Source organism: Corynebacterium meridianum (genome assembly GCF_016342265.1).
Taxonomy (GTDB): Bacteria; Actinomycetota; Actinomycetes; order Mycobacteriales; family Mycobacteriaceae; genus Corynebacterium; species Corynebacterium meridianum.
Genome location: NZ_JAEIOS010000013.1, coordinates 434864 through 455853, shown reverse-complemented (window position 1 = coordinate 455853; position 20990 = coordinate 434864). Strand labels below are relative to the sequence as shown.

The following is a 20990-nucleotide window of genomic DNA, read 5'->3' as shown; positions in this document are numbered from 1 at the left end:
TTACTTCTTCTTTCCGGCGATCGTCTTCTTCGGACCCTTACGCGTACGTGCGTTGGTCTTGGTGCGCTGGCCACGGACGGGAAGTCCACGGCGGTGACGGAGACCCTGGTAGCAGCCGATCTCGATCTTGCGGCGGATGTCCGCCTGGACCTGACGGCGGAGGTCACCCTCGACCTTCCAGGTAGCTTCGATCACGTCACGGAGAGCGGCGATCTGCTCGTCAGTGAGGTTGTCGGTACGCAGGTCCGGAGAGACGCCGGTCTCTTCCAGCAGCTTCTTGGCTCGGGCGGGCCCGATACCGTAAATGTAGGTCAGAGCGACCTCCATGCGCTTGTTGCGCGGGAGGTCCACTCCAGCAAGGCGTGCCATATGGCAGTTTCCTTCCGGTTGGTCCGGTGGTTTTCCCCACACCCGTCCCCGTCTGCTGATGCTTCGTCCGGGCGGATGCCGGAAAGTGGATCAGGGATACACGGGGCTTCGGCCACCGATGCCGAAGGTGCATGATGCACGTGCCACGGAGCGGTTTCGGGCCGATTCCGGGGAACCGGCACTTAGCGCTGGACACGTGCGGTGAGTGTGGAGGCTGATGGTCTTTACTTGTAGCGGTAGACGATGCGGCCGCGGGTCAGGTCGTACGGGCTCAGAGCCACGACGACACGATCCTCCGGCAGGATACGGATGTAGTGCTGGCGCATCTTGCCGCTGATGTGTGCAAGAACCTTGTGCCCGTTGTCGAGTTCGACTCGGAACATCGCATTCGGCAGGGGCTCGACGACGCGGCCCTCAACCTCGATGGCGCCTTCCTTCTTAGCCATATCCTCCACGTTTCTCCGGCGCCGCACGCGAAGTGCGGTGTCATCCGGTAGATAGTTGACTGCATTGTCTCTTCCGACAAGCGGTGTGCATGATGGTGCACACCAACGTCTGACAATACGCGGAGCAGAACCGGAGCGCAATCTGAATGACGAAACGGCCCGCCGGGACACTCCGCGGGAGTGACGTGACGGACCGATTTCGGTGTCGGCCGGATACCCCGGCCGCCGGTCAGTAGACGTAGACCATGTCGCCGATCTGGAGGGTGTCGAAGTACTTCACCGCATCCGCGTGGTTCAGATGGATGCATCCGTGGGACATGAGGTTCACGCTGCCCTCGTGAAACGCGATCCCGTTGTGGGTGAAGTAAACCGAGTAGGGCATGGGCGCATTGTTGAATTCCCGGGAGATCTCGTCCCGCACCTTTCGGTTGACGTAGTGCACGCCTTTCGGGGTCTCGTGACCGACTGCACCGGAGGAGATCGGCACTGCACCGTGCGTGACCTGACCGTTGTTCTGGAGCCAGCTCCGCTGCTTGCCCAGGTCGATGCAGGCGCGGGCCTCCGGCGGACAGGATCCCCGATCGAACTCCGGTGCGCGCACGGGCGCCGGCGGCGGGGGAGCCTGCCGTGCCGCTTCTTCGGCGCTACGCTGCGCGATCAACCCGGGGAAGAACAGGTCGACGGCACCGTCCGTGGCCGCACGGACGCCATCACCGATGAACGGGGGTAGGTCGTTGCTCCGCTGGTGGAGGTCGTTCCTCATGTTCCAGGCATCATCGTTGAGGTTGCTGGATCCGGCGACCCCGACGGATGAACCCGGAACCGGAGCCGCACCGGCGGGCGAGGGCGACAGGACAAATCCCACGGTGAGCGCCGCGACGGCGATGACGAGAAGCCTGCGGAGCGTCGCCATCGCCGCGGAGGTACTGGTACGAGCTGAATACATGGAAGTAATCCTAGTCTGCTGCAGCGGGTGGTCGGAAGTCAGACCGGGTTTCGTCCGGGTTGTTCAGTATCTGGGGGTGAGGATCCGGGGGCCGTCCGCCGTTGCCGCGACCGTGTGTTCCCAGTGGCTCGCCCTCGATCCGTCGAGCGTCACCACCGTCCAGTCATCCTCGAGCACGGTGGAGTCGGGCGTTCCGGTGGCCAGCATCGGCTCGATGGCGAGGACACTGCCCTCGCCGATGAACGGGCCGCGCCCCGGCTTCCCCTCATTGGCGAGGTACGGGTCCTCGTGCATCTCGCGCCCGATGCCGTGCCCTCCGTAGCCATCGACTATGTGGAGGGTGACGCCGAACTTCTCGGCGGCCCGCGCGGTGGCCTCACCCAGCGCGTGCGACACATCAGTGAGCCGGTTCCCGGGGATCATCGCCTTCAGTCCCTCGGCGAGAACCCATGCGGTGGCGTCGTTCAGCCGCTCCGACTCCTCGTCGAGCTCGCCGATGCCGAATGTCCAGGCTGAATCGCCGACCCACCCGTCGAGGGTCGCTCCGCAGTCGATGGAGACCAGGTCGCCGGGTGCCAGCACCGTTTTAGCGTCCGGGATCCCGTGGACGATGACATCGTTCACCGAGGAACAGATCGAACCGGGGAAACCGTGGTACCCGAGGAAGGTCGGGACAGCACCGTTGTCCCGGATCGTGGCCTCCGCGACGGCGTCCAGTTCCAGGGTGGACACCCCGGGCTCAGCAGCGGCGCGGACCGCCTGCAACGCCTTGCCGACGATCTCGCCGGCGGCCTGCATGGCGTCGAGTTCTCCTGCGGTACGGACGGGCATGGTTCGGCGACGCTTACGGAAGGCCATTGTTCTTCTCTACTCCTGGGTCTGTTGCTGGAACGGGGACGGTAAGGTACCGGCCCCCTCGATAAACCGGAGGACCGGCCCACTGGAGCGGGCCGGTCCTCCGGTCTCCCCTGTCGTTTTCCGTGCGGGGCACACGGGGATGTCCGCTACTTCTCGAGGGCGGCCATGGTGCGGGCGTTGATCTCCTCGACGGACCCCTCGGCCTCGATCGGGATGATCACGTCGGCGTAGTGGTCGATCAGGGGTGCGGTCTCATCGCGGTAGACGCCGAGGCGTGTCCGGATGGTCTCCTCGTTGTCGTCGGCACGACCGCGGGCGAGCATCCGCTCGACGACGACGTCCTCGGCGACCTTGAACTGCACGACGCCGTCAAGTTCGTGACCGGACTTCTCCAGCATGCCGGCGAGCAGTTCCGCCTGCTCGACGGTCCGGGGGAAACCATCGAGGAGGAAGCCCTCGCGGGCATCCGCCTCCGCCAGCCGGGACTCGACCATCCGGGCGGTGACGTCCGTCGGGACCAGCTTTCCGGCGTCGATGTAACTCTTGGCTTCCAGCCCCAGCGGAGTGCCCTCGCCGATGTTGGCGCGGAAGAGATCTCCGGTGGAGATGTGCGGTACGCCGAGCTTCTCGGACAGGATGGCGGCCTGGGTGCCCTTGCCTGCACCGGGGGGACCGAGGAGAACGAGTCTCATTTGAGGAATCCTTCGTAGTTGGACTGCAGCAACTGGCTTTCGATCTGCTTCACCGTGGTCAGGGCGACGGACACGAGAATCAGGATCGCGGTACCGCCGAACGGCGTCGAGCCGGACGAGGTACCGACCCCGAGGTCGAGCATGAGGTTCGGGAGCACGGCGATGATACCCAGATAGAGGGCACCGACGAAGAGCAGCCGGTTCATGACGTAACCGAGATATTCGGCGGTGGGTCGGCCGGGACGGATCCCGGGGATGAACCCACCGTACTTCTTCATGTTCTCGGCCTGCTCATTGGGGTCGTACTGGACCGAGACGTAGAAGTAGCTGAAGAAGATGATCATGGTGAAGTACAGGACGATGTACTGCCACGACGACGGGGTCTGCAGATACTGGATGACGTTGTTCTGCCACCAGTTGTCGGGGGAGACGCTTCCGCCCGAGTTGATGATCTGGGTGATCAGCACGGGAACGTAGATGATCGACGACGCGAAGATGACCGGGATGACGCCACCCTGGTTGACCTTCAGCGGGAGATACGTGGACGTACCGCCGTACTGCCGGCGTCCGACCATCCGCTTGGCGTACTGGACCGGGATGCGCCGCTGACCCTGCTCGATGAAGACGACACCCACGACGAGAATCAGGACCGCGACGAGCACGAGCGTGAACACCAGGCCGCCGGAGCTGGCCAGGATGCCCGCACCGTCGGTGGGCAGACGCGTCGCGATACCCGCGAAGATCAGGAGCGACATGCCGTTGCCGATGCCGCGTTCGGTCATCAGCTCACCGAGCCACATGAGCAGGACCGCACCCGAGGTCATCACGAAGACGAGGAGGATGAGGTCGAAGATGTTCCGGTCCGGCACGAGTACCTCGAAGCCGGAGCCCAGCAGCTGACCGCGGTCCGCCAGGGCGACGATGCCCGAGGACTGGAGCAGCGCCAGCGCGACCGTCAGATAGCGCGTGTACTGCGTCATCTTCGCCTGCCCGGACTGCCCCTCCTTCTTGAGCTCCTCGAAGTGCGGGATCACGACGGTCAGCAACTGCGTGATGATGGATGCGGTGATGTAGGGCATGATGCCCACCGCGAAGATACTCAACTGCAGGAGCGCGCCGCCGGAGAACAGGTTGATCAGCGAGTAGACGCTGGACTGATCCTGGGTTAGATCACGCAACCGGCCCGCGATGGCGCCGTAATTGACGCCCGGGGACGGTATCTGGGCGCCGATCCGGTACAGAATGATCATCGCGATGGTGAACAAGATCTTCTTGCGTAGATCAGCGTCCTTGAATGCCGAGACGATGGCGGACACATATCCTCCTGCTGGCTCCCCCACCGCAGAAAGCCCCGTCAAGGGACTTCGGCCCGCCATCGGGCCTGCGGTTTCATGGAGAAGGTAACGGTAATTGAAATTCATCTTCAGTGCACCGCATCGGGCCCGGCAACCGCTGGTGGGCGGGCCGGTCAGTGGCGCAGAAGTTGTACGACTACGTAACCCTACCAGCTGGCGGGGCCGCGTACACATGTAGGGGTTGTTCTAGGTTGTGTACCCGACGGAGCCCGGACCGACTCCGTGGGCACCGCGGGGCGACGTCAACCGAGCCGAGCCTAAGTCAGAGACCCGTCAAGGTCCTCACCAGTGTGAATATCCCGACGATTCCCACCAGGACACCGAACGCGGCCGATAGTGTCGAGGCCTTCGCCCGCTGGGAGAGAGGGCCCGCCAGCACTCCGCCGATCATGGATCCACCGGCGAAGAGCAGAACAACCAGCCAGTCCACCTCGAAAGATCCGCGGATGGACCCGGTGACGACGGAAACTCCTGCGGCGATGATCATTACCAGTAGAGAGGTTCCCGTCGCCTCCCGGACCCCGAAACCCATGACCAGCGTCAGCACGGGAACCACCGCAAACCCTCCCCCGACGCCGAAGATCCCCGTCAGCAGTCCGGTCGCCGTCGCCGCTCCGGTGACGAACAGCAGAGAACGTCGCCGCACGCCGACCAGGTCCCCCATCACGTCCGACGCCGTTTGCGCGTGGGGGTCACTGCCCCGACCCCTGATCGAACGGGCGATCATGATCGCGGAAACGGTGAGCAGTAACACGGAGAAAGAGACGAACAGCATCCCTGCATCGAGGAATTCGTTGATGAACCGGCCGGGAACCGCCCCGAGGGTTGTCATGCCCCCGAATATGAGGCCGTCCCGCCACCGCACCTGCCCGCGCAGGGCCTTTCCCGGGAGCGCGGCCGCTGCGGTCAATGCGACGATGACCAGGGACCCGTTCGTCGCGGCATGCTCCGATTGTCCGAGAAGGTAGGTGAGGACGGGCACCGCGATGATCCCACCACCCGCCCCCAGGGCACCGACGACCGTCCCCACGAGCACACCGACTCCCACGGCACCGAGCAGGCTCACGACACGGCTTCCTTCCCGGGGTTTCGGATGACTCGACAGCTCGACAACAGCGTAGGTCAAAGGCCGCGGATCTGCGCGATGGGACCACGAGAACGCAATTCCCGGCCCGGAGCAGGGAGTGTGTGCCGGAAATGTCCGTAGCACCGGCGGGACAGGTTGCCTCCGCGGGCGGTACCGGGATCGCCTGCGGCTTGGGCAATGCGATTACCGGGTTTCCGACCGGTTCCACTCTGTCCGTGCCGTGGGGCCGCCACAGCGTCCGGCGGTACCGGCGGGAACTGGCAACCAGACCAAAGAACCCCGCACCTCCGGCGACGGAGATGCGGGGTTCGATGTGGTCGACGTCCGGAGCCCGAAGGGCCCGACCGCCGACCGGTGAAGGCTGGTGTTACTTGCCTTCGGCGGTCACGGAACCACCTGCGGCCTCGATCTTCTCCTTGGCGGAGTTCGAGAACTTGGTGGCGGTGACGTTGACCTTGACGCTGATTTCGCCGTTGCCGAGAACCTTGACGGGCTGCTTGGCGCGGACGAGGCCGGCTGCGACGAGGTCGGCGACGGTGATGTCGCCCCCCTCGGGGAAGGCCTTCTCGAGATCCGAGACGTTGACCACCTGGAAGGTGACCTTCGCCGGGTTCTTGAAGCCCTTCAGCTTCGGCAGGCGCATGTGAAGCGGCATCTGGCCGCCCTCGAACGCCGCCGAAACCTGCTTGCGGGCCTTGGTGCCCTTGGTACCGCGGCCAGCGGTCTTGCCCTTGGAGGCCTCGCCTCGACCGAGACGGGTCTTGGCCTTGTTGGCGCCCTTGGCGGGGCGCAGATCGTGAAGCTTGATGGGATCGCTCATTTAACTACCTACTCCCCCGCCACTTCTTCGACCTCGACCATGTGGCGCACCACGTTGACCAGTCCGCGCACCTGAGGGGTGTCGGGCCGGACCACAGAGTGGCGGATGCGCTTGAGACCGAGAGTACGCAGCGAGTCCTTCTGGTTCTTCTTGGCACCGACGGTGCCCTTGAGCTGGGTGATCTTGAGGGCCATTGGTTAAGCCTCCTTGCCTGCGCGAGCGCGCAGCATCCGGGCCGGGGTGACCTCTTCGAGGGTCTTGCCACGGCGGGCCGCGACCTCTTCGGGGCGGACCAGCTGCTTCAGACCGGCGACGGTCGCATGCACGACGTTGATGGCGTTGTCGGAGCCCAGGGACTTGCAGAGAATGTCCTGGACACCGGCACACTCCAGCACGGGGCGTGCTGCGCCACCGGCGATGACACCGGTACCGGGGGCGGCCGGCCGCATCATGACGATGCCTGCGGCGTCCTCGCCCTGGACCGGGTGGGTGATGGTGCCGGCGATCATCGGGACGCGGAAGAAGTTCTTGCGGGCTTCCTCTGCACCCTTCTGGATGGCCGCGGGGACTTCCTTGGCCTTGCCGTAACCGACACCGACCATGCCCTGGCCGTCGCCCACGATCACGAGAGCGGTGAAGCTGAAGCGACGACCACCCTTGACGACCTTGGACACGCGGTTGATGGTGACGACACGCTCGATGTACTGGTTGCGCTCGTCCTGCTGCTGGTTGCGACGGTCGTCGCGGCGTCCTCCGCCGCGGCGATCGTTGCGGTTGTTGTTGTCTTTGCTGTTGGTGGTGCTGTCGGCGGAGCGTCCGCCGTCACGCCGTTCACGTCCCGGCATTACGCGATCCTTCCGTTGTTGATCTTGGTGAAAGCGGTCATCAGAACTTCAGACCACCTTCGCGGGCTGCGTCGGCCAGAGAGGCGACACGACCGTGGTACTTGTAGCCGGCGCGGTCGAACTTGACCGCCTCGATGCCGGCGGCCTTCGCACGCTCGGCGATGAGGGTGCCGACCTTGGCGGCGCGAGCCTTCTTGTCGCCCTCGACACCACGGATCTCCGGTTCCATCGTGGACGCGGCAGCCAGCGTGTGGCCCGCCAGGTCGTCGATGATCTGGACGTGCATGTGGCGCGAGGTGCGGTGCACCACGAGACGCGGGGTCTCCGGTGTTCCACGCATGTGCTTGCGCAGGCGCGCATGACGGCGCGTGCGGGCGACACGACGGCGGGTGGAGATGTCCCGACCGATGGGGAGGCGCTTGTTCTGTGCAGTGTTGCTCATTACTTACCCGTCTTTCCGACCTTGCGGCGGATCTGCTCACCGGCGTAACGGATGCCCTTACCCTTGTAGGGGTCATCCTTGCGCAGGCGGCGGATGTTCGCGGCGATCTGGCCGACCTTCTGCTTGTCAATACCCGTGATGGAGAACTTCGTGTTGCCGTCGACGGCGAAGGTGATACCCTCCGGAGCTTCGATCAGGATCGGGTGGCTGTAGCCGAGAGCGAACTCGAGGTTGCTGCCCTTGGCCTGGACACGGTAACCGACACCGAAGATTTCCATCTTGATGGTATAGCCCTCGGTGACGCCGACAACCATGTTGTTGACCAGCGAGCGGGACAGGCCGTGCAGGGCGCGGCTCTTGCGGTGATCGTCCGGGCGGGAGACGATGATCTCGTTCTCCCCCTGGGCGACGGTGATCGGAGCCGGGATGGTCTGGGTCAGGGTTCCCTTGGGACCCTTGACCTGGACATCCTGGCCGTCGATGGTGACGGTCACGCCGTTGGGAACGGCGACCGGGTTCTTACCGATACGCGACATTGTTGCTCAATCCTCCCTTACCAGACGTAGGCGAGGACTTCTCCGCCTACACCCTTCTCGGTAGCCTGACGATCGGTCAGCAGACCCTGGGACGTGGAGATGATCGCCACGCCCAGGCCTCCGAGGACCTGCGGCAGGTTGGTGGACTTGGCGTAAACGCGCAGGCCCGGCTTGGACACTCGGCGAACACCCGCAATGGAGCGCTCGCGGGACGGACCGTACTTCAGCGTCAGCGAGAGGGTCTTGCCCACCTTCGCATCTTCGACGCTGTAGTCGGCGATGTAGCCTTCCTGCTTCAGAATCTCGGCGATGTTCGCCTTGAGAGTCGAGGACGGCATCGACACGGTGTCGTGGAACGCGTTATTCGCGTTACGCACGCGCGACAGCATGTCGGCGATAGGATCAGTCATGGTCATGGCAGACCAGTAGCCTTTCTCGTTGCGGTTCCCCTGATCACGCTAATGACCACCCGGCGTTATCATCTTCTCCCTGGCCACTTGTCGCCACAGACCACTTAGTAGTGGTGCGGCTCGCTGCCAGCAGTAACCGATGGACGCCATCGGGCGGGGGGCCTACAACAAAGTAGGAGTGGAACGTCTGTACGTTTTCGTGGCGGTATTGCCACAAGGAACCTGCACAACCCCGGATCATGGCGCACATGACGGCACGACGAGGTCGGACGCAAGTCCAGCGGATGACGTTACCGCAGCTGGGCGTTGATAAGCAACCCGTCGGTGGCGTTCCGTCCACCGGTCCGCCGTGACCCGGACCCGGCGTGCACTAGCCGCGGAGGCGAACCTGTCCGTCAGGGGTCACGGTGATCTCGGCCGCCATCGCCGCGGCGAGATTCAGCCGCTGCCAGGAACCGGCCGGGCCGGTCTCGTCGAGGGGCATACCCGCCGGTCCAGCTGTCAGCCGGAGGATCTCCGCCCGCTGCCCGTAGGAGAGTTCGGGGAATGCCCCGAGCAGCAGGTCGGGGGCCGCCTGCGGAACGACCATCGGCGAGGACGTGTCCCCGACCGGGGTGAACCCGTAGTTCATCCGCCGGGTGTACTGCCCCACCGGATCAGTGGAGTAGGCGCCTCCACGCTTGGCGCATTCGGCGAGCGTGGTACCGCACCGCCATTCGAGTTCCGCCCGAATCTCGTCGGCCGCGGCACGGAGATTGGCCCGCATCTTCGGATCGTTCCACCTGTCCGCCGCAGCGGCGGTACCGGTCATCCGGCCCCCGATGACGTCGAGCGGATAGTGGACACCCATAACCAGACGGTGTTCACCGGCCTCCGATCCGCGTGCGAGGAACTGCGGTCCGAACTCCGGGAGGATCACCGCGAGCAGGGTGGTCGTCCACGTCGCCTGGTTCGTGTGGCCGGAGGGGAAGGACTTCGAGGTGGTGTAGAAGTTCCGGTCCGCGGAGACGTACCTGGTGATGCGTTCCGGCGCGACCACGAAGGGCCGCGGGTTGGCGAAGATCTCCTTCTCCACGAACGTGGAGCTCGCCGGCCCACCGGCGCGGGCGAACCATCCGCCACCGAGCAGCATCCGGGTCTTGGGGAGACGGTTCTCAGCCAGGGCGTCGCGGAAGTGCACCGCCAGATCGGGACCGAGGGCGTCGGCGACGGGGCCGAGGAGTCCGTCCCGGTCGGCACGGGCATCAGCCTGGGCGCGCTGTATACGCCAGAGGTTCCCGGCGGCGGCGTCGTTGATCGCGATGACCTGTTCGAGGTTGGAGTTCATCACGTCCGGGTTGTCCCGGAGTTCCGCGAAGGAGTCGATCACGTCGAGGTAGATGCCATGGGGGTGGGAGCTGACGTCCGAGATGTATCCCACGTAGTCCTGCGGCCCGAAGGACACGGGGACCGGGGCCCCGTCATGGTGGACGGGAGTTTCCTGCCCGGGGGGCTGCGCGGGGACGGACGGCAGATCGATCGCCTGGGCCGGTTGTGCGCAGAGGGCGGTGAATGCGATTACTGCGACTGTGGCGGCGGCGCGGCGGCGGTGGGACATGCCCGTGAGTCTAGAGCCGCGCACGGGACTGCCGAGGCGATCTCACGGGACGCTCACCGGATCGTCACCGCCCGTTCACCCCCGGTGGGGAGACACCGGGGGTGGTCAGCTTCTCTTGAGCTCGTGTTCGAGAGCGTCGAGTTCCCCGCCCCCGGCCATCTGGAGGGCGAGCTCGTCGATACTGGTGTCCGCACGGTTCACGGCGAGTATCTGCCGGCCGAGTCCGAGCACGACGAATTCGTCACCGACAAGGTACGCGTGGTGCGGGTTGTGGGTGATGAGGATGACCGCGATTCCACGGTCGCGGGCATCGGCGACGAACTTCAGGACCATGCCGGACTGCTTGACACCCAATGCCGCGGTGGGTTCGTCCAGGATGACCACCCGGGCACCGAAGTAGATCGCCCGCGCGATGGCCACGACCTGTCGCTGACCTCCGGACAGCTGATTCACCTGGACGTCCACGTCGGGGAGATCGATGCCCATCTCCAGCAGCTGCTCGCGGGTGATCCTGCGCATCTCCGCGGCCCTCAGGTGACCGAACGGGCCGGTGGTCAGTTCCTGACCGAGGAAGAAGTTCCGCCAGACGGGCATGCTGCCGACGACCGCGAGGTCCTGGTACACGGTGGCGATACCTGCGTCGAGGGCGTCCTTCGGTCCGCGGAAATTCGCGACCTCCCCGTCGATGACCACCTGACCGGAGGTGGCGGGGTGGAGCCCGGAGAGGATCTTGATCAGCGTGGATTTACCGGCGCCGTTGTCACCGAGGATGCAGGTGACCTCCCCGGCACGGACGGTGAGATTGACTCCGGACAGGGCATTGAAGGCACCGTAGGATTTGGCGACGTCCCGCAGTTCGACGATGGGGCTTTCAGGGGCCGCGGAGCGGGTGTCGTCGACCTGCGGCAGGGTTTTTGTGGTGTCCATCTACCTGTTCTCCGTGTAGTTTGCCGTCGTCCGGTTGGCGATGACCGCGAAGAGCAGCATCGCGCCGAGGAAGAACTTGAACCAGTCGGGGTTCCAGCCCGCGTAGACGATCCCCTGGTTCGTCATTCCGAAGATGAGGGCACCGATCGCGGTCCCCACCGCGGTTCCCTTGCCGCCGGTAAGCGCGCAACCACCGATCACCGCCGCGATGATGTAGAGGAACTCGTTGCCCACACCCTGACCGGCCTGGATGGAATCGAAGGCGAACAGGTTGTGCATCCCGACGAACCAGGCGGCGAAACCCACGAACATGAACAGCACGATCTTCACCCTGCGCACCGGCACACCGACGGCCTCTGCCGCGGCCTTGTCGCCACCGACCGCGAACACCCAGTTGCCGAAGCGTGTCTTGTACAGGATGTAGCTCGCGATCGCGACGAACAGCAGCCACCAGAACACCGTCACCTTGACGTTCACCCCGCCGATGCTGACGGAGCTCGCGAAGATGACCTTCGCCGAGCTGAAGCCGTCCATGTCACCGATGGAGTGGGTGGCCACCTGTCCGGCGATGAGCTTCGTCAGCGCGAGGTTGAGCCCCTGGAGCATGAGGAACACCGAGAGGGTGATCAAAAACGAGGGGATACCGGTGCGGGTGACCAGGAATCCGTTGAGGGCCCCGATCGCCAGCGCGGTTCCGAGGGAGAGGAACACACCGACCCAGGAGTTGAGGTGAAGGTGGTAATTCAGCATCGCGGCGGCGAGCGCGGCGGAGGTGACCGCCACACCCGAGGATAGATCGAACTCGTCGCCGATCATGAGCATGCCGACGGCGAGCGCCATGATGCCCATCGTCGATGACGCATAGAGCACGGTGGCGAAAGCGTCGGGTGTGCGGAACGGCGGGGCCACGATCATGAAGAGGGTGAAGATGATGGCCGCACCGACGAGGCTCGCCAGCTCGGGGCGGCGGATGAACCGGTCGAATACCGTCCGCTCCCGGAGCCGGTCGTCGGCCGGACCGTTCACCGGCGTAGCGGCGTCCGGGGTCGTCGCGGTCGTGTCGCCGGTGGGGGTTTGCCCACGAATCATCGAAGACCTTCTGCTGCGGCGTCGGCGATGGAGTCGACGTTCTTGGCGTCGACGAATGAGGGACCGGTGAGTACCGGCTTGCCGCCGCCGAGGGTCGACCCGTTGCGGATCGCGAGCCAGATGGCGTCCACCGCGAGGTAGCCCTGCACGTAGGGCTGCTGGTCGATCGCCCATTCGATGGTGCCGTCCTTGATGGCCTTGACCAGTTCGGCGTTGGTGTCGAAGGTGGCGATCTTCGCGTCGCTGCCCGCGTCCTTCGCCGCGTCGATGCTGGTGATCGCCACCGGTGCGACCAGGCCCATGATCCAGTCGATGGAGGGATCCTGGGCGAGCTTCGCCTGGACGGTGGAGGCGACCGAGGTCATGTCCATTCCGTTGACGTAGAGGATCTCCATGTCCCCGGAATTCCCGAGGCCCTTCTTGATGCCGCCGCAGCGGGCCTCCTGGGATGAGTTGCCCTGCTCATGGATGACGCAGAGGACCTTCTTGGCACCGTCGTCGGCGAGCCGTTCACCGGCGAGTTCACCGGCGATGGATTCGTCCTGCCCGAAGAAGGCGGACATCCCGTAGTCGGTGTAGTCGTTCATGCCGGCGTTGAGGCCGACTACGGGGATCCCCGCGTCCACGGCCTTCTTCGCGGCCGGCCCGATGGCCTCGGCGTTGGGCAGTGTCACGGCGATACCGTCGACGTCGGCGTCGATCGCGGACTGGACGAGGTTCGCCTGGTTCGGCGCCTGGGGGTCCGAGGAGTACCGCAGCTCGATGTTGTCCTTCTTCGCGGCGTCCTCCGCGCCCTTGCGCACGAGATCCCAGAAGGTGTCACCGGGAGCCCCGTGGCTCACCATCGCGACGACCGCGCGGGGCGTGTCGACGGTCCCACCGCCTGCGGAGTCCGAACCGGATTCCGGGGCTCCGCCCGTTGAGGAGCAGGACGCGAGCGCGAGCGCTCCTGCGGTGAAGGTTACGGCGACCGCGGAGACCCGACGTGCGGGACGGGTGCGGGTGGCGCGGTCACGGGAGAACAGCGTGGACAGGTCTTTGAGTTTCACAATGAGTCATTGAACGCACCCGCGAAACCAAAAACAAGCTGTCTGAACTGCGTATTTACCGATTCAGTGAACATGACCAGCAGGAGAAGAGCGAAAGAATTTTCACCGGAAGCGGCACCGCCGGCCCGTTCGGGTTCATCCCCACACCGTTACCGGCGCCCCGTGGTTGTGACGTTGAACTCGCCGGCGATGTCACCGGCCGTGGCCATCAGGATGAGCAGGGGTACGACCCGGGACGCCGGGATGTGGTTTCTCCCGTCCGTGTCGCGCTCCACGATCCCGGCCGCCTGCAGTGGCTTGAGGTGGTGGTAGAGCGGCCCCGGTGAGCTGTAGCCGAGGATTTCCTGGAGCTTTTTCGAGGTTGCCGGTCCGGCGAGCAGTTCCTGCAGTATGTGTATCCGGGCTGGGCTGGACACCGCGGTGAGAATGTCCGCGATCCTGTCTCGCGGCAGGACGCGTGCGGCGTCGGCGTCGAGTGTGATCGTCCACCGGAGCTGATCCGGCACAGTCAGTTCGCCGCTGTATCGGACGGTCCCGCTGATCGCCCCCTCCCCGTCCGTGGGCGGTGCCTCCGGGGTTCCGGGATTCTCGAGCTTCCGTACGCGCGACTCAAGGTCGGTGACGCGTCTCCGGAGATCCGCGAGTTCCTGTGCTTCAGTCATTCTCCACACGTTAGCCGGTCGAGCACCTCCCGATTGTCGACCGCCTGCAGCATCAGGTCCTGCCAGGCGAAGGCACGCAGAGCATCGGCGTTTCCTTCTTCGGGCACGTCGTTGGTGATCAGGACGGCCACTGCCGCGGTCCCGTCCTCGCGTCGGATCTCCATGGCGTCGGCCAGCACCCCCGGCAGGTTGCCGCCCTTGTGCCCGATCGCGGTGTACCCGTCGGGGTCGGTGTGCTCCAGGTGGCGGCGCGACGTCACCCGCGGTACCACCGCCACCGGTGGCGAGTTCCGTGTAGACGGCGGCGAGTTCGCCGGCGGTGGCGGTCGCGGTTCCACGGAGGATGTCCCGTTGCACGGCGTACCCACCCGGTGTACGGCGGAGGATGTCGGCGGCCCATTCGGGGTCCTCCCGGAATCTGCGGGATGCGGCGGCCGGATCGTCGGCGACATCGGGCTCGAGGATGGCGAGCATGGATCCGAGGTAGTTGGGTGTGCGGGGGTTCCGCCACCCGGCGTCCGCCGCCACGGTTTCCAGGGTGTCGGATCCGAGCTCCTCCGCGAGCCAGTCCGCGGCGGCGTTGTCGGACTCGACGATCATCGCGCTGACGAGGTCGTCCAGTGCGACGGTGGCGTCAGGGTCGGAGGCGACGGCGACTCCCGGGGACGGTTCCCGGGAGTCTATGCCCAGCCGGTCGAGTGCGGCGGCGTGCGCACCGCCGTCGAGGGGCAGGTAGAAGGCCTCCCACTCGGCGACCGGCACCTGTGTGTCGGGTCGGAGGGTGCCGTCGGCGACGGCGTCGGCGTAGGCCAGCAGGTGGATGATCTTCGCCGCGGAGGCGACGTCCAGCGGTGTGTCGGCCTTCTTCCGCACGGTGCCGGTGCCGTCCGGGGTGGCGGCATCGGGGATGATGACGAGGGCGGTGTCGTCCGGGTGGGCCGCGAGATGGGCGATCCACCCCCGGGTGGTGGTCAGGTCGGCGTCGCTGCCGGTGCCGATCCGGGGGCAGGCGGTCGTGGATGGTGTCGACCCCGATTCCGGGGTCGTGGCGCAGGATCCCAGGGCCACTGCGCCGCAGAGAATGGCCGCGGTCAGGGTTCTTGAGAGACACTGGTTTGACATACCTCTAGAGCTCCAGACCCCTAGAGGTATGTCAACGAACCTGCCTATCCCGCCGCCGGACGCAGGTACATCCCCGGGCGGATGATCCGCCCCGGATTGTCGATGTCGGTCCCGTCCGCCAGCCGGATCCGGTTGATCTGCACGCCGTGCTCCCGGCCGGTGTGTGCCGCGGGACCCGCGACGACGACGATGTGCTCACCGTCGGTCACCACCCGTCCCGGGGTTCCACCGAACCGCATGGGACTGACCTCGACGTCGATGAGGTAGATCAACTGATCCCCGAGGTACGCCCACGCGTTGAAGAAGGGGTCACAGCTGGCCCGCACGAGATTGAACACCGCGCGGGCACCGAGAGAGAAGTCGACGCCGCAGTCCGCGGGACGACGCCGGTGGAAGTAGGTCCACTGTTCGGGATCCTGCGGCGTCGGCTCCCTCCCGGCGTCGAGGGCGTCGAGAGAGTCCCGCAGGACCGGCCCGACCAGATCCAGACACCGGTTGGTCAGCGTCAGCGCGTCATCGGAGTCCGTGACCCGGGTGGCGCGCTGGGCGACGATGGGGCCGGTGTCGAAGCCCTCCGCCATCAGGTGTCCGGTGACACCGACCTCGGACTCGTCGTTGATCAACGCCCAGTTCGGCGCCCCGAACCCCGCATACTTCGGCAGCAGGGAGTCGTGGATGTTGAGCGTACCCAGACGCGGGGCGTCGTACACGTCCCGCGCGATCACAGACGTCCAGTTCGTCACCACCATGAGATCCGCGTCCGCCCCGCGGACCGCCTCCGCGGCGGCACCGTCGAGGCGCTTCGTCTCAATCACCGGGATTCCGCGCCGCCGGGCGAAAGCTGCGACATCCTCATCCATTCCGGCGTAGTAGGGGTCGTCGATCGGCGGCTGGGTGCAGACGAGCACGATCTCGTGGCCACTGTCGGCGAGGGCGGTGATGGAACGGTAGCCGAAGGTGGCGAAACCGGTGAAAATGACGCGCATGCCCGAATCAGACCTCTTTCCGGTGAGCGAAGATGAGGGAAGCCTTAACGACGGTCATCGTAGCGGAGCACCTCCAGACCTCTCCCGCAGCCCCCGCAACCATCGGAACGGAGTGATTCCCGCCACCGTTGAGACACCTCACGCCCGGACGCCGGGAGCATCAAGATGGGGATTCCCCGGGGAGGGCTACCGCACTTCCCCCCGCCCCCTGACCGACCCCGGAAACCGGACAACAAAAATCCCTACACTGGTCCCGGGACAGTATTGCCTCACCTAATATCCGATTCGGCCTTCCACACACCGGGAAAGGGGTCACTGGTCCACGCCATGTCCAAGGATCCGAGTCCGAACAGCTCCCAGCACATTCTCGTCACGGGCGCCCACGGCGGCATCGGGACCGCCGTCGTTGGGCTCCTCGAAGCACGGGGTTTCACCGTCACTCCCTGGGACCTGCCGGAACACGATGTCACCGACACCCGGGCCGTCGAAACCGCGGTACGGGAGCTCGACGCCCGGACACCGGTCAGCGGCCTGGTGCACACCGCCGGCATTCTCCATCCCGACTCCGCACTCAACCCGGACGTAAACGCGCTGCACCGGTCGCTCGAGGTGAACCTGATGGGTGTCGTCGCGGTGTGCTCCGCGGTGGCCCGACGCATGACCGCCCGTGGGACCGGATCGATCGTCGCGGTGACATCCAACGCCGGCTCGGTACCGCGTTCGGGGATGGCCGCCTACGGTGCCTCGAAAGCTGCGGCGACGTCCTGGCTCCGCACCCTCGGCCTGGAGTGTGCGCCGCACGGGGTCCGCTGCAACATCGTCACCCCGGGATCGACCGACACATCCATGCTCCGGGGGATGTGGCCGGAGGGCGAGGACCGGGGAGCGGACGTCATCGCGGGAACACCGGAGAAGTTCCGTCTGGGTATCCCCCTGAAGCGCCTCGCACAACCCACCGACGTCGCCGAGGCCTGCCTGTATCTGCTCTCCCCCACATCCCGGCACATCACCATGCACGACCTGCGAATCGACGGTGGCGCCACGCTCGACGCCTGACCCGAGCTGCCCCGCAGAACGCCGATCATCATCGAGGAGTCACACACCATGGCCATTCCCCGCATCGCCCCGTACCCGCTCGCCGACACCGGGCCACTCCCGGGACCCGTCGTCGACTGGCGACCGAACGGGAAGCGCGCGGCGCTGCTCGTCCACGACATGCAGAACTATTTCCTGCGGGCCTTCGACCGCACCCGGGAACCGGTCTCGACGGTGGTACCGAACATCCGGAGGCTCATCGACGCCTTCGATGCCGTGGGGGCCCCGGTCTTCTACTCCGTTCAGCCCCCGGCGCAGGCTCCAGAACGTCGCGGCCTGCTGACGGACTTCTGGGGCACGGGCATAGCGGACGACGATGAGGCCGCGGTGATCCCCGAGCTCAGCCCCGGGGCCGCCCACCACCGCGTGACAAAATGGCGCTACTCGGCCTTCGAACGCACCGACCTCCGTCAGGCGCTCGCCTTCGCGGGACGGGATCAGCTGCTGATAACCGGCGTCTACGCCCACATGGGTTGCCAGGTGAGCGCCGCAGACGCATTCATGAATGACGTGCAGCCGTTCATCATCGCGGATGCCGTCGCGGACTTCTCCGCCACGGAACACCACGACGCCGTGCACTGGGTGGGCAGGCGGGCCGGGGTCGCCCTCCGGACGTCAACGGTGCTCTCCGCACTCACCGATGGAGCGTCCGGTCGCGATGCCTGAATTCGTGTTCGCCGCCGACTCCCGCACACTCACGGGCCACGGTGTCAGGAGAACGTTCGCCACCACGGATGAAGCGGTATCCGCGCTACGCGATGACGCGACCAACGGCGCAGCCGTCGTCGGGGCCCTACCATTCCACACGCACGAGACTCCCGCACTGTTCATCCCCGAACGACTCGACGCCGACGACGATCCCCCCGCCCCGTCCCCGACGGAGGGCATTCCCGCCGTCACCGCGATCACCGAGGATCCGGGAGCCGAGGAACACGCCCGGAGGATCACCCGGGCGGTGGCCGACATCCGTCGTGGTGCACTGTCCAAGATCGTGCTGTCCCGGAAGCTGACCTTCCGGATGTCGGGGATCGTCGACCCCGAGCTGCTGCTGTCGCGTTTCCTGGCCGGGGCCGCCGAGGTCCAGGGACATCTGGTGGATCTGTCGGCGGCCGGAGCGGCGAACCGCGGACGGACCCTGGTCGGATCCAGCCCCGAACTACTCGTCCGGAAACGCGGCCTCCGGGTCGAATCCCATCCGCTCGCGGGCACCGCACCGCGTTCCGAGGATCCGGTGCAGGACGCGGCGAGGGCAACCGAGCTCCTCCTGTCCGCGAAAGACCTGGACGAGCACGCCTTCGTCACCGATGAGATCCGGCGGATCCTGACCCCCCACTGCACGACGCTGGAGGTGCCGCGCAAACCTTCCCTGACGCGGACGTCATACGCCTGGCACCTGGGGACACCGATCCGCGGCACCCTCCGGGATCCCGCTACATCGGCGCTCGAACTCGCGGTGGCCCTGCACCCCACGCCCGCGGTCGCCGGGTATCCGACGCAGCGTGCGGTGGAGCTGCTCGAGGGATGTGAGGCATCCCGCGGATTCTACGGGGGTGCCGTGGGATGGACCGGCCCCGGGGGCGACGGTGAATGGCGCGTGACAATCCGCAGCGCCGTCGTCGATGCCGGAGGGCGCACCGTGTTCGCCCACGCAGGAGGCGGTGTCGTCGCTGACTCGGATCCCGCCGCCGAGGTCCGGGAGACACGCACCAAATTCGGCCCGGTGTTCGGCGCGCTGGGCATCACGGAGACACGGAGGAAACACAATGCACCATGACGATGACCCTGCCCTCTATCCCACCGAGTTCGTTCGCCGCTACCGGGACGCCGGGTACTGGACGGACGACACGTTCGCCGATTTCCTGGTCTCCGTCACCGATCGCCACGGGGACCGCGAGGCCGTCGTGTGCGGCGGGACCCGGATGACCTACCGGGAGTTGCTCGCCGCCACGGAGTCGACCGCACGCCGTTTCGCCCAACTGGGGATCGGATACGGGGATTTCGTGATCGTCCAGCTACCGAACACACCGGATTTCCTGCGGACGGTCTTCGCCCTGTTCCATCTCGGCGCACGTCCGGTTTTCAGCCTGCCCGCACACCGCCGGGTGGAGCTGACGCACTTCATCAGGGAAACCCGTGCCGTCGCCCTCGTCACTACCGGCCGCCACCAGGGCTTCGACCACCGGCAGCTGGCCCGCGACGTCCTCGCGGAGATATCCGACGGCCCGATGGTGATCATCGCCGGAGCCGAACCGGAGGAGTTCGTACCCCTCGATGCCGCGGACCACCAGGAACCCGGCCCGGTACCGCCCAGGGCGCACCCCGTTCCCGAGGAGCTCGCTTTCCTCCAGATGTCCGGCGGCTCGACCGGCGTCCCGAAGCTCATTCCCCGCTCCCACGCCGACTACCTCTACTCCGTTCGGGAATCGGCCCGGATCTGCGGTCTCGGACCGGACACCAGAATGCTGGTCGTCCTGCCCGTGTCCCACAACTTCACCATGAGTTCACCCGGCGTCCTCGGTGCCCTGTGGGCAGGCGGTACCGTCGTCCTCACCGGCGACCCCACACCGAGCTCGGTGTTCCGGCTCATCGACGCGGAGCACATAACCATCACCGCGGCCGTCCCGCCACTGGCGATGACGTGGCTCACGCTCCGTCCACGGATCGACGCCTCACTGCGGACCCTCGAGGTGCTTCAGGTCGGCGGGGCGAAGTTCCCACCGGAAGCCGCCGCCCGGGTGACCCCGGTTCTCGGCTGCCGTCTCCAGCAGGTGTTCGGGATGGCCGAGGGACTGGTGAACTACACGCGGCCGGAAGATCCCGAGGACATCGTCACCGGCACCCAGGGCCGACCGATCTCCCCCGACGATGAGATCCTCATCCTCGACGACGAGGGCAGGAAAGTCCCCGAGGGGGAACCCGGACACCTTCTCACCCGTGGCCCGTACACCATCCGCCGCTACCACCACGACGCCGATCCCGGCGCGTTCACCGACGACGGTTTCTACCGCACCGGGGACATCGTGCGTCGTCTGCCCACCGGCCACCTGATCGTCGAGGGGCGCGACAAGGACCACATCAACCGCGGTGGGGAGAAAATCTCGGCGGAGGAGGTGGAGAACCATCTCATCGCCCATCCCGACATCACCGACGCCGCGCTCGTCGCGGTGCCGGACGAATACCTGGGGGAACGTTCCTGCGCCTGGATCATCAGCACGAATCCTCCACCGGTGTCGGAGATCCGGGAGTTCCTCATCCGTCGGGGTCTGGCCGGATACAAGCTACCCGACCGCTACGAGTTCGACACCGGATTCCCGCTCACCGGGGTGGGCAAGATCAGCCGGAAGGCCCTCCGCCGTCGCCTCGCAGACACTCTGAACCAAGACCACACCACAGGAGAAACCGAACCATGAGCACACAACCCGAACTCACCGGTGACCGCATCACCCGTGACATCGCCGAAATTCTCGACCTCGATCCGTCCACCGTGGAACCCGATACCCCTCTCACCGAACTGGGCCTCGATTCACTGCGTGCGGTGACCCTTGTGGAGAACTGGCGGGCCGACGGCGTGAACGTCGATTTCCAGGAGCTCATGGCACTGCCCACGCTCAACGGGTGGATCACCGCGCTCACCAGGTAGAAAAACACCACCGGATC

At 65.9% G+C, this 20990-nt stretch carries 24 protein-coding genes; 5 read left to right on the top strand and 19 right to left on the bottom strand.

Translation table 11 applies throughout. The annotated features are described in order from the left end of the window. The 19 genes from rpsM to JDV75_RS09860 all read right to left on the bottom strand — a co-directional run bounded on the left by rpsM (position 1) and on the right by JDV75_RS09860 (position 16238). Positions 1-369: a 30S ribosomal protein S13 gene (gene rpsM / locus JDV75_RS09950; RefSeq protein WP_198734920.1), complete on the bottom strand. Its 369-nt coding sequence runs from the start codon at positions 367-369 to the stop codon at positions 1-3. Positions 370-593: 224 nt separating this feature from the next. Continuing rightward, positions 594-815, bottom strand: a complete 222-nt coding sequence (gene infA / locus JDV75_RS09945) for a translation initiation factor IF-1 (RefSeq protein WP_075724780.1) — start codon at positions 813-815, stop codon at positions 594-596. A 229-nt stretch (positions 816-1044) separates the two neighbouring features. After that, a complete protein-coding gene (locus tag JDV75_RS09940; RefSeq protein ID WP_198739055.1) occupies positions 1045-1761 on the bottom strand; it encodes a L,D-transpeptidase in 717 nt (238 codons plus the stop codon). A 63-nt stretch (positions 1762-1824) separates the two neighbouring features. After that, positions 1825-2619, bottom strand: a complete 795-nt coding sequence (map, locus tag JDV75_RS09935) for a type I methionyl aminopeptidase (RefSeq protein WP_198739054.1) — start codon at positions 2617-2619, stop codon at positions 1825-1827. 146 nt (positions 2620-2765) lie between these two features. Next, positions 2766-3311: an adenylate kinase gene (locus JDV75_RS09930; RefSeq protein ID WP_198739053.1), complete on the bottom strand. Its 546-nt coding sequence runs from the start codon at positions 3309-3311 to the stop codon at positions 2766-2768. Continuing rightward, the gene (gene secY / locus JDV75_RS09925; RefSeq protein WP_198739052.1) at positions 3308-4627 is read right to left on the bottom strand and encodes a preprotein translocase subunit SecY; all 1320 of its coding nucleotides are present in this window, start codon (positions 4625-4627) and stop codon (positions 3308-3310) included. The genes JDV75_RS09930 and secY overlap by 4 nt, the downstream gene beginning before the upstream one ends. 301 nt (positions 4628-4928) lie before the next feature. After that, positions 4929-5732 (bottom strand): TSUP family transporter, encoded by an 804-nt coding sequence (locus JDV75_RS09920; RefSeq protein ID WP_198739051.1) that lies wholly within the window; start codon positions 5730-5732, stop codon positions 4929-4931. Between the two features lie 388 nt (positions 5733-6120). Continuing rightward, positions 6121-6573, bottom strand: coding sequence for a 50S ribosomal protein L15 (gene rplO, locus JDV75_RS09915; protein ID WP_198734926.1), 453 nt, complete (start codon positions 6571-6573; stop codon positions 6121-6123). An 8-nt stretch (positions 6574-6581) separates the two neighbouring features. Next, on the bottom strand, positions 6582-6767 hold the full coding sequence (gene rpmD / locus JDV75_RS09910; protein WP_198734927.1) for a 50S ribosomal protein L30: 186 nt from the start codon (positions 6765-6767) through the stop codon (positions 6582-6584). 3 nt (positions 6768-6770) lie between these two features. Continuing rightward, positions 6771-7418 carry a 30S ribosomal protein S5 gene (gene rpsE, locus JDV75_RS09905; RefSeq protein WP_198739050.1) on the bottom strand — a complete coding sequence of 216 codons (648 nt, stop codon included), beginning with the start codon at positions 7416-7418 and terminating at the stop codon, positions 6771-6773. 40 nt (positions 7419-7458) lie between these two features. Beyond that, complete coding sequence (gene rplR / locus JDV75_RS09900; protein ID WP_198739049.1) at positions 7459-7860, bottom strand: 50S ribosomal protein L18; 402 nt, start codon at positions 7858-7860, stop codon at positions 7459-7461. Next, positions 7860-8396 (bottom strand): 50S ribosomal protein L6, encoded by a 537-nt coding sequence (gene rplF, locus JDV75_RS09895; RefSeq protein ID WP_198739048.1) that lies wholly within the window; start codon positions 8394-8396, stop codon positions 7860-7862. The genes rplR and rplF overlap by 1 nt, the downstream gene beginning before the upstream one ends. 17 nt (positions 8397-8413) lie before the next feature. After that, entirely contained in the window at positions 8414-8812 is a 399-nt protein-coding gene (rpsH, locus tag JDV75_RS09890) for a 30S ribosomal protein S8 (protein ID WP_198739047.1), read from the bottom strand. Positions 8813-9176: 364 nt separating this feature from the next. After that, positions 9177-10403, bottom strand: a complete 1227-nt coding sequence (locus tag JDV75_RS09885) for an acid phosphatase (protein WP_198739046.1) — start codon at positions 10401-10403, stop codon at positions 9177-9179. A 105-nt stretch (positions 10404-10508) separates the two neighbouring features. Continuing rightward, positions 10509-11330 carry an ATP-binding cassette domain-containing protein gene (locus JDV75_RS09880; RefSeq protein ID WP_198739045.1) on the bottom strand — a complete coding sequence of 274 codons (822 nt, stop codon included), beginning with the start codon at positions 11328-11330 and terminating at the stop codon, positions 10509-10511. After that, the gene (locus tag JDV75_RS09875) at positions 11331-12419 is read right to left on the bottom strand and encodes an ABC transporter permease (RefSeq protein WP_198739044.1); all 1089 of its coding nucleotides are present in this window, start codon (positions 12417-12419) and stop codon (positions 11331-11333) included. Further along, positions 12416-13453 carry a sugar ABC transporter substrate-binding protein gene (locus tag JDV75_RS09870; RefSeq protein WP_418884396.1) on the bottom strand — a complete coding sequence of 346 codons (1038 nt, stop codon included), beginning with the start codon at positions 13451-13453 and terminating at the stop codon, positions 12416-12418. Before JDV75_RS09870 ends, JDV75_RS09875 begins: the two co-directional genes overlap by 4 nt. A 164-nt stretch (positions 13454-13617) precedes the next feature. Continuing rightward, positions 13618-15252: a serine hydrolase gene (locus tag JDV75_RS09865; protein ID WP_198739043.1), complete on the bottom strand. Its 1635-nt coding sequence runs from the start codon at positions 15250-15252 to the stop codon at positions 13618-13620. A 44-nt stretch (positions 15253-15296) separates the two neighbouring features. Beyond that, positions 15297-16238 (bottom strand): methionyl-tRNA formyltransferase, encoded by a 942-nt coding sequence (locus tag JDV75_RS09860; RefSeq protein ID WP_198739042.1) that lies wholly within the window; start codon positions 16236-16238, stop codon positions 15297-15299. A gap of 327 nt (positions 16239-16565) precedes the next feature. Between JDV75_RS09860 and JDV75_RS09855 the strand changes: the two genes are divergently transcribed. The 5 genes from JDV75_RS09855 to JDV75_RS09835 are packed head-to-tail and all read left to right on the top strand — an operon-like array spanning position 16566 to position 20973. After that, complete coding sequence (locus tag JDV75_RS09855; protein ID WP_198739041.1) at positions 16566-17294, top strand: SDR family oxidoreductase; 729 nt, start codon at positions 16566-16568, stop codon at positions 17292-17294. 48 nt (positions 17295-17342) lie between these two features. Next, complete coding sequence (locus JDV75_RS09850; RefSeq protein ID WP_198739040.1) at positions 17343-17999, top strand: isochorismatase family protein; 657 nt, start codon at positions 17343-17345, stop codon at positions 17997-17999. Beyond that, entirely contained in the window at positions 17992-19107 is a 1116-nt protein-coding gene (locus JDV75_RS09845) for an isochorismate synthase (protein ID WP_198739039.1), read from the top strand. Before JDV75_RS09850 ends, JDV75_RS09845 begins: the two co-directional genes overlap by 8 nt. Next, positions 19097-20743: a (2,3-dihydroxybenzoyl)adenylate synthase gene (locus tag JDV75_RS09840; RefSeq protein WP_198739038.1), complete on the top strand. Its 1647-nt coding sequence runs from the start codon at positions 19097-19099 to the stop codon at positions 20741-20743. Before JDV75_RS09845 ends, JDV75_RS09840 begins: the two co-directional genes overlap by 11 nt. Then, the gene (locus tag JDV75_RS09835) at positions 20740-20973 is read left to right on the top strand and encodes a phosphopantetheine-binding protein (RefSeq protein ID WP_198739037.1); all 234 of its coding nucleotides are present in this window, start codon (positions 20740-20742) and stop codon (positions 20971-20973) included. Before JDV75_RS09840 ends, JDV75_RS09835 begins: the two co-directional genes overlap by 4 nt. The last annotated feature ends 17 nt before the right edge of the window (positions 20974-20990 follow it).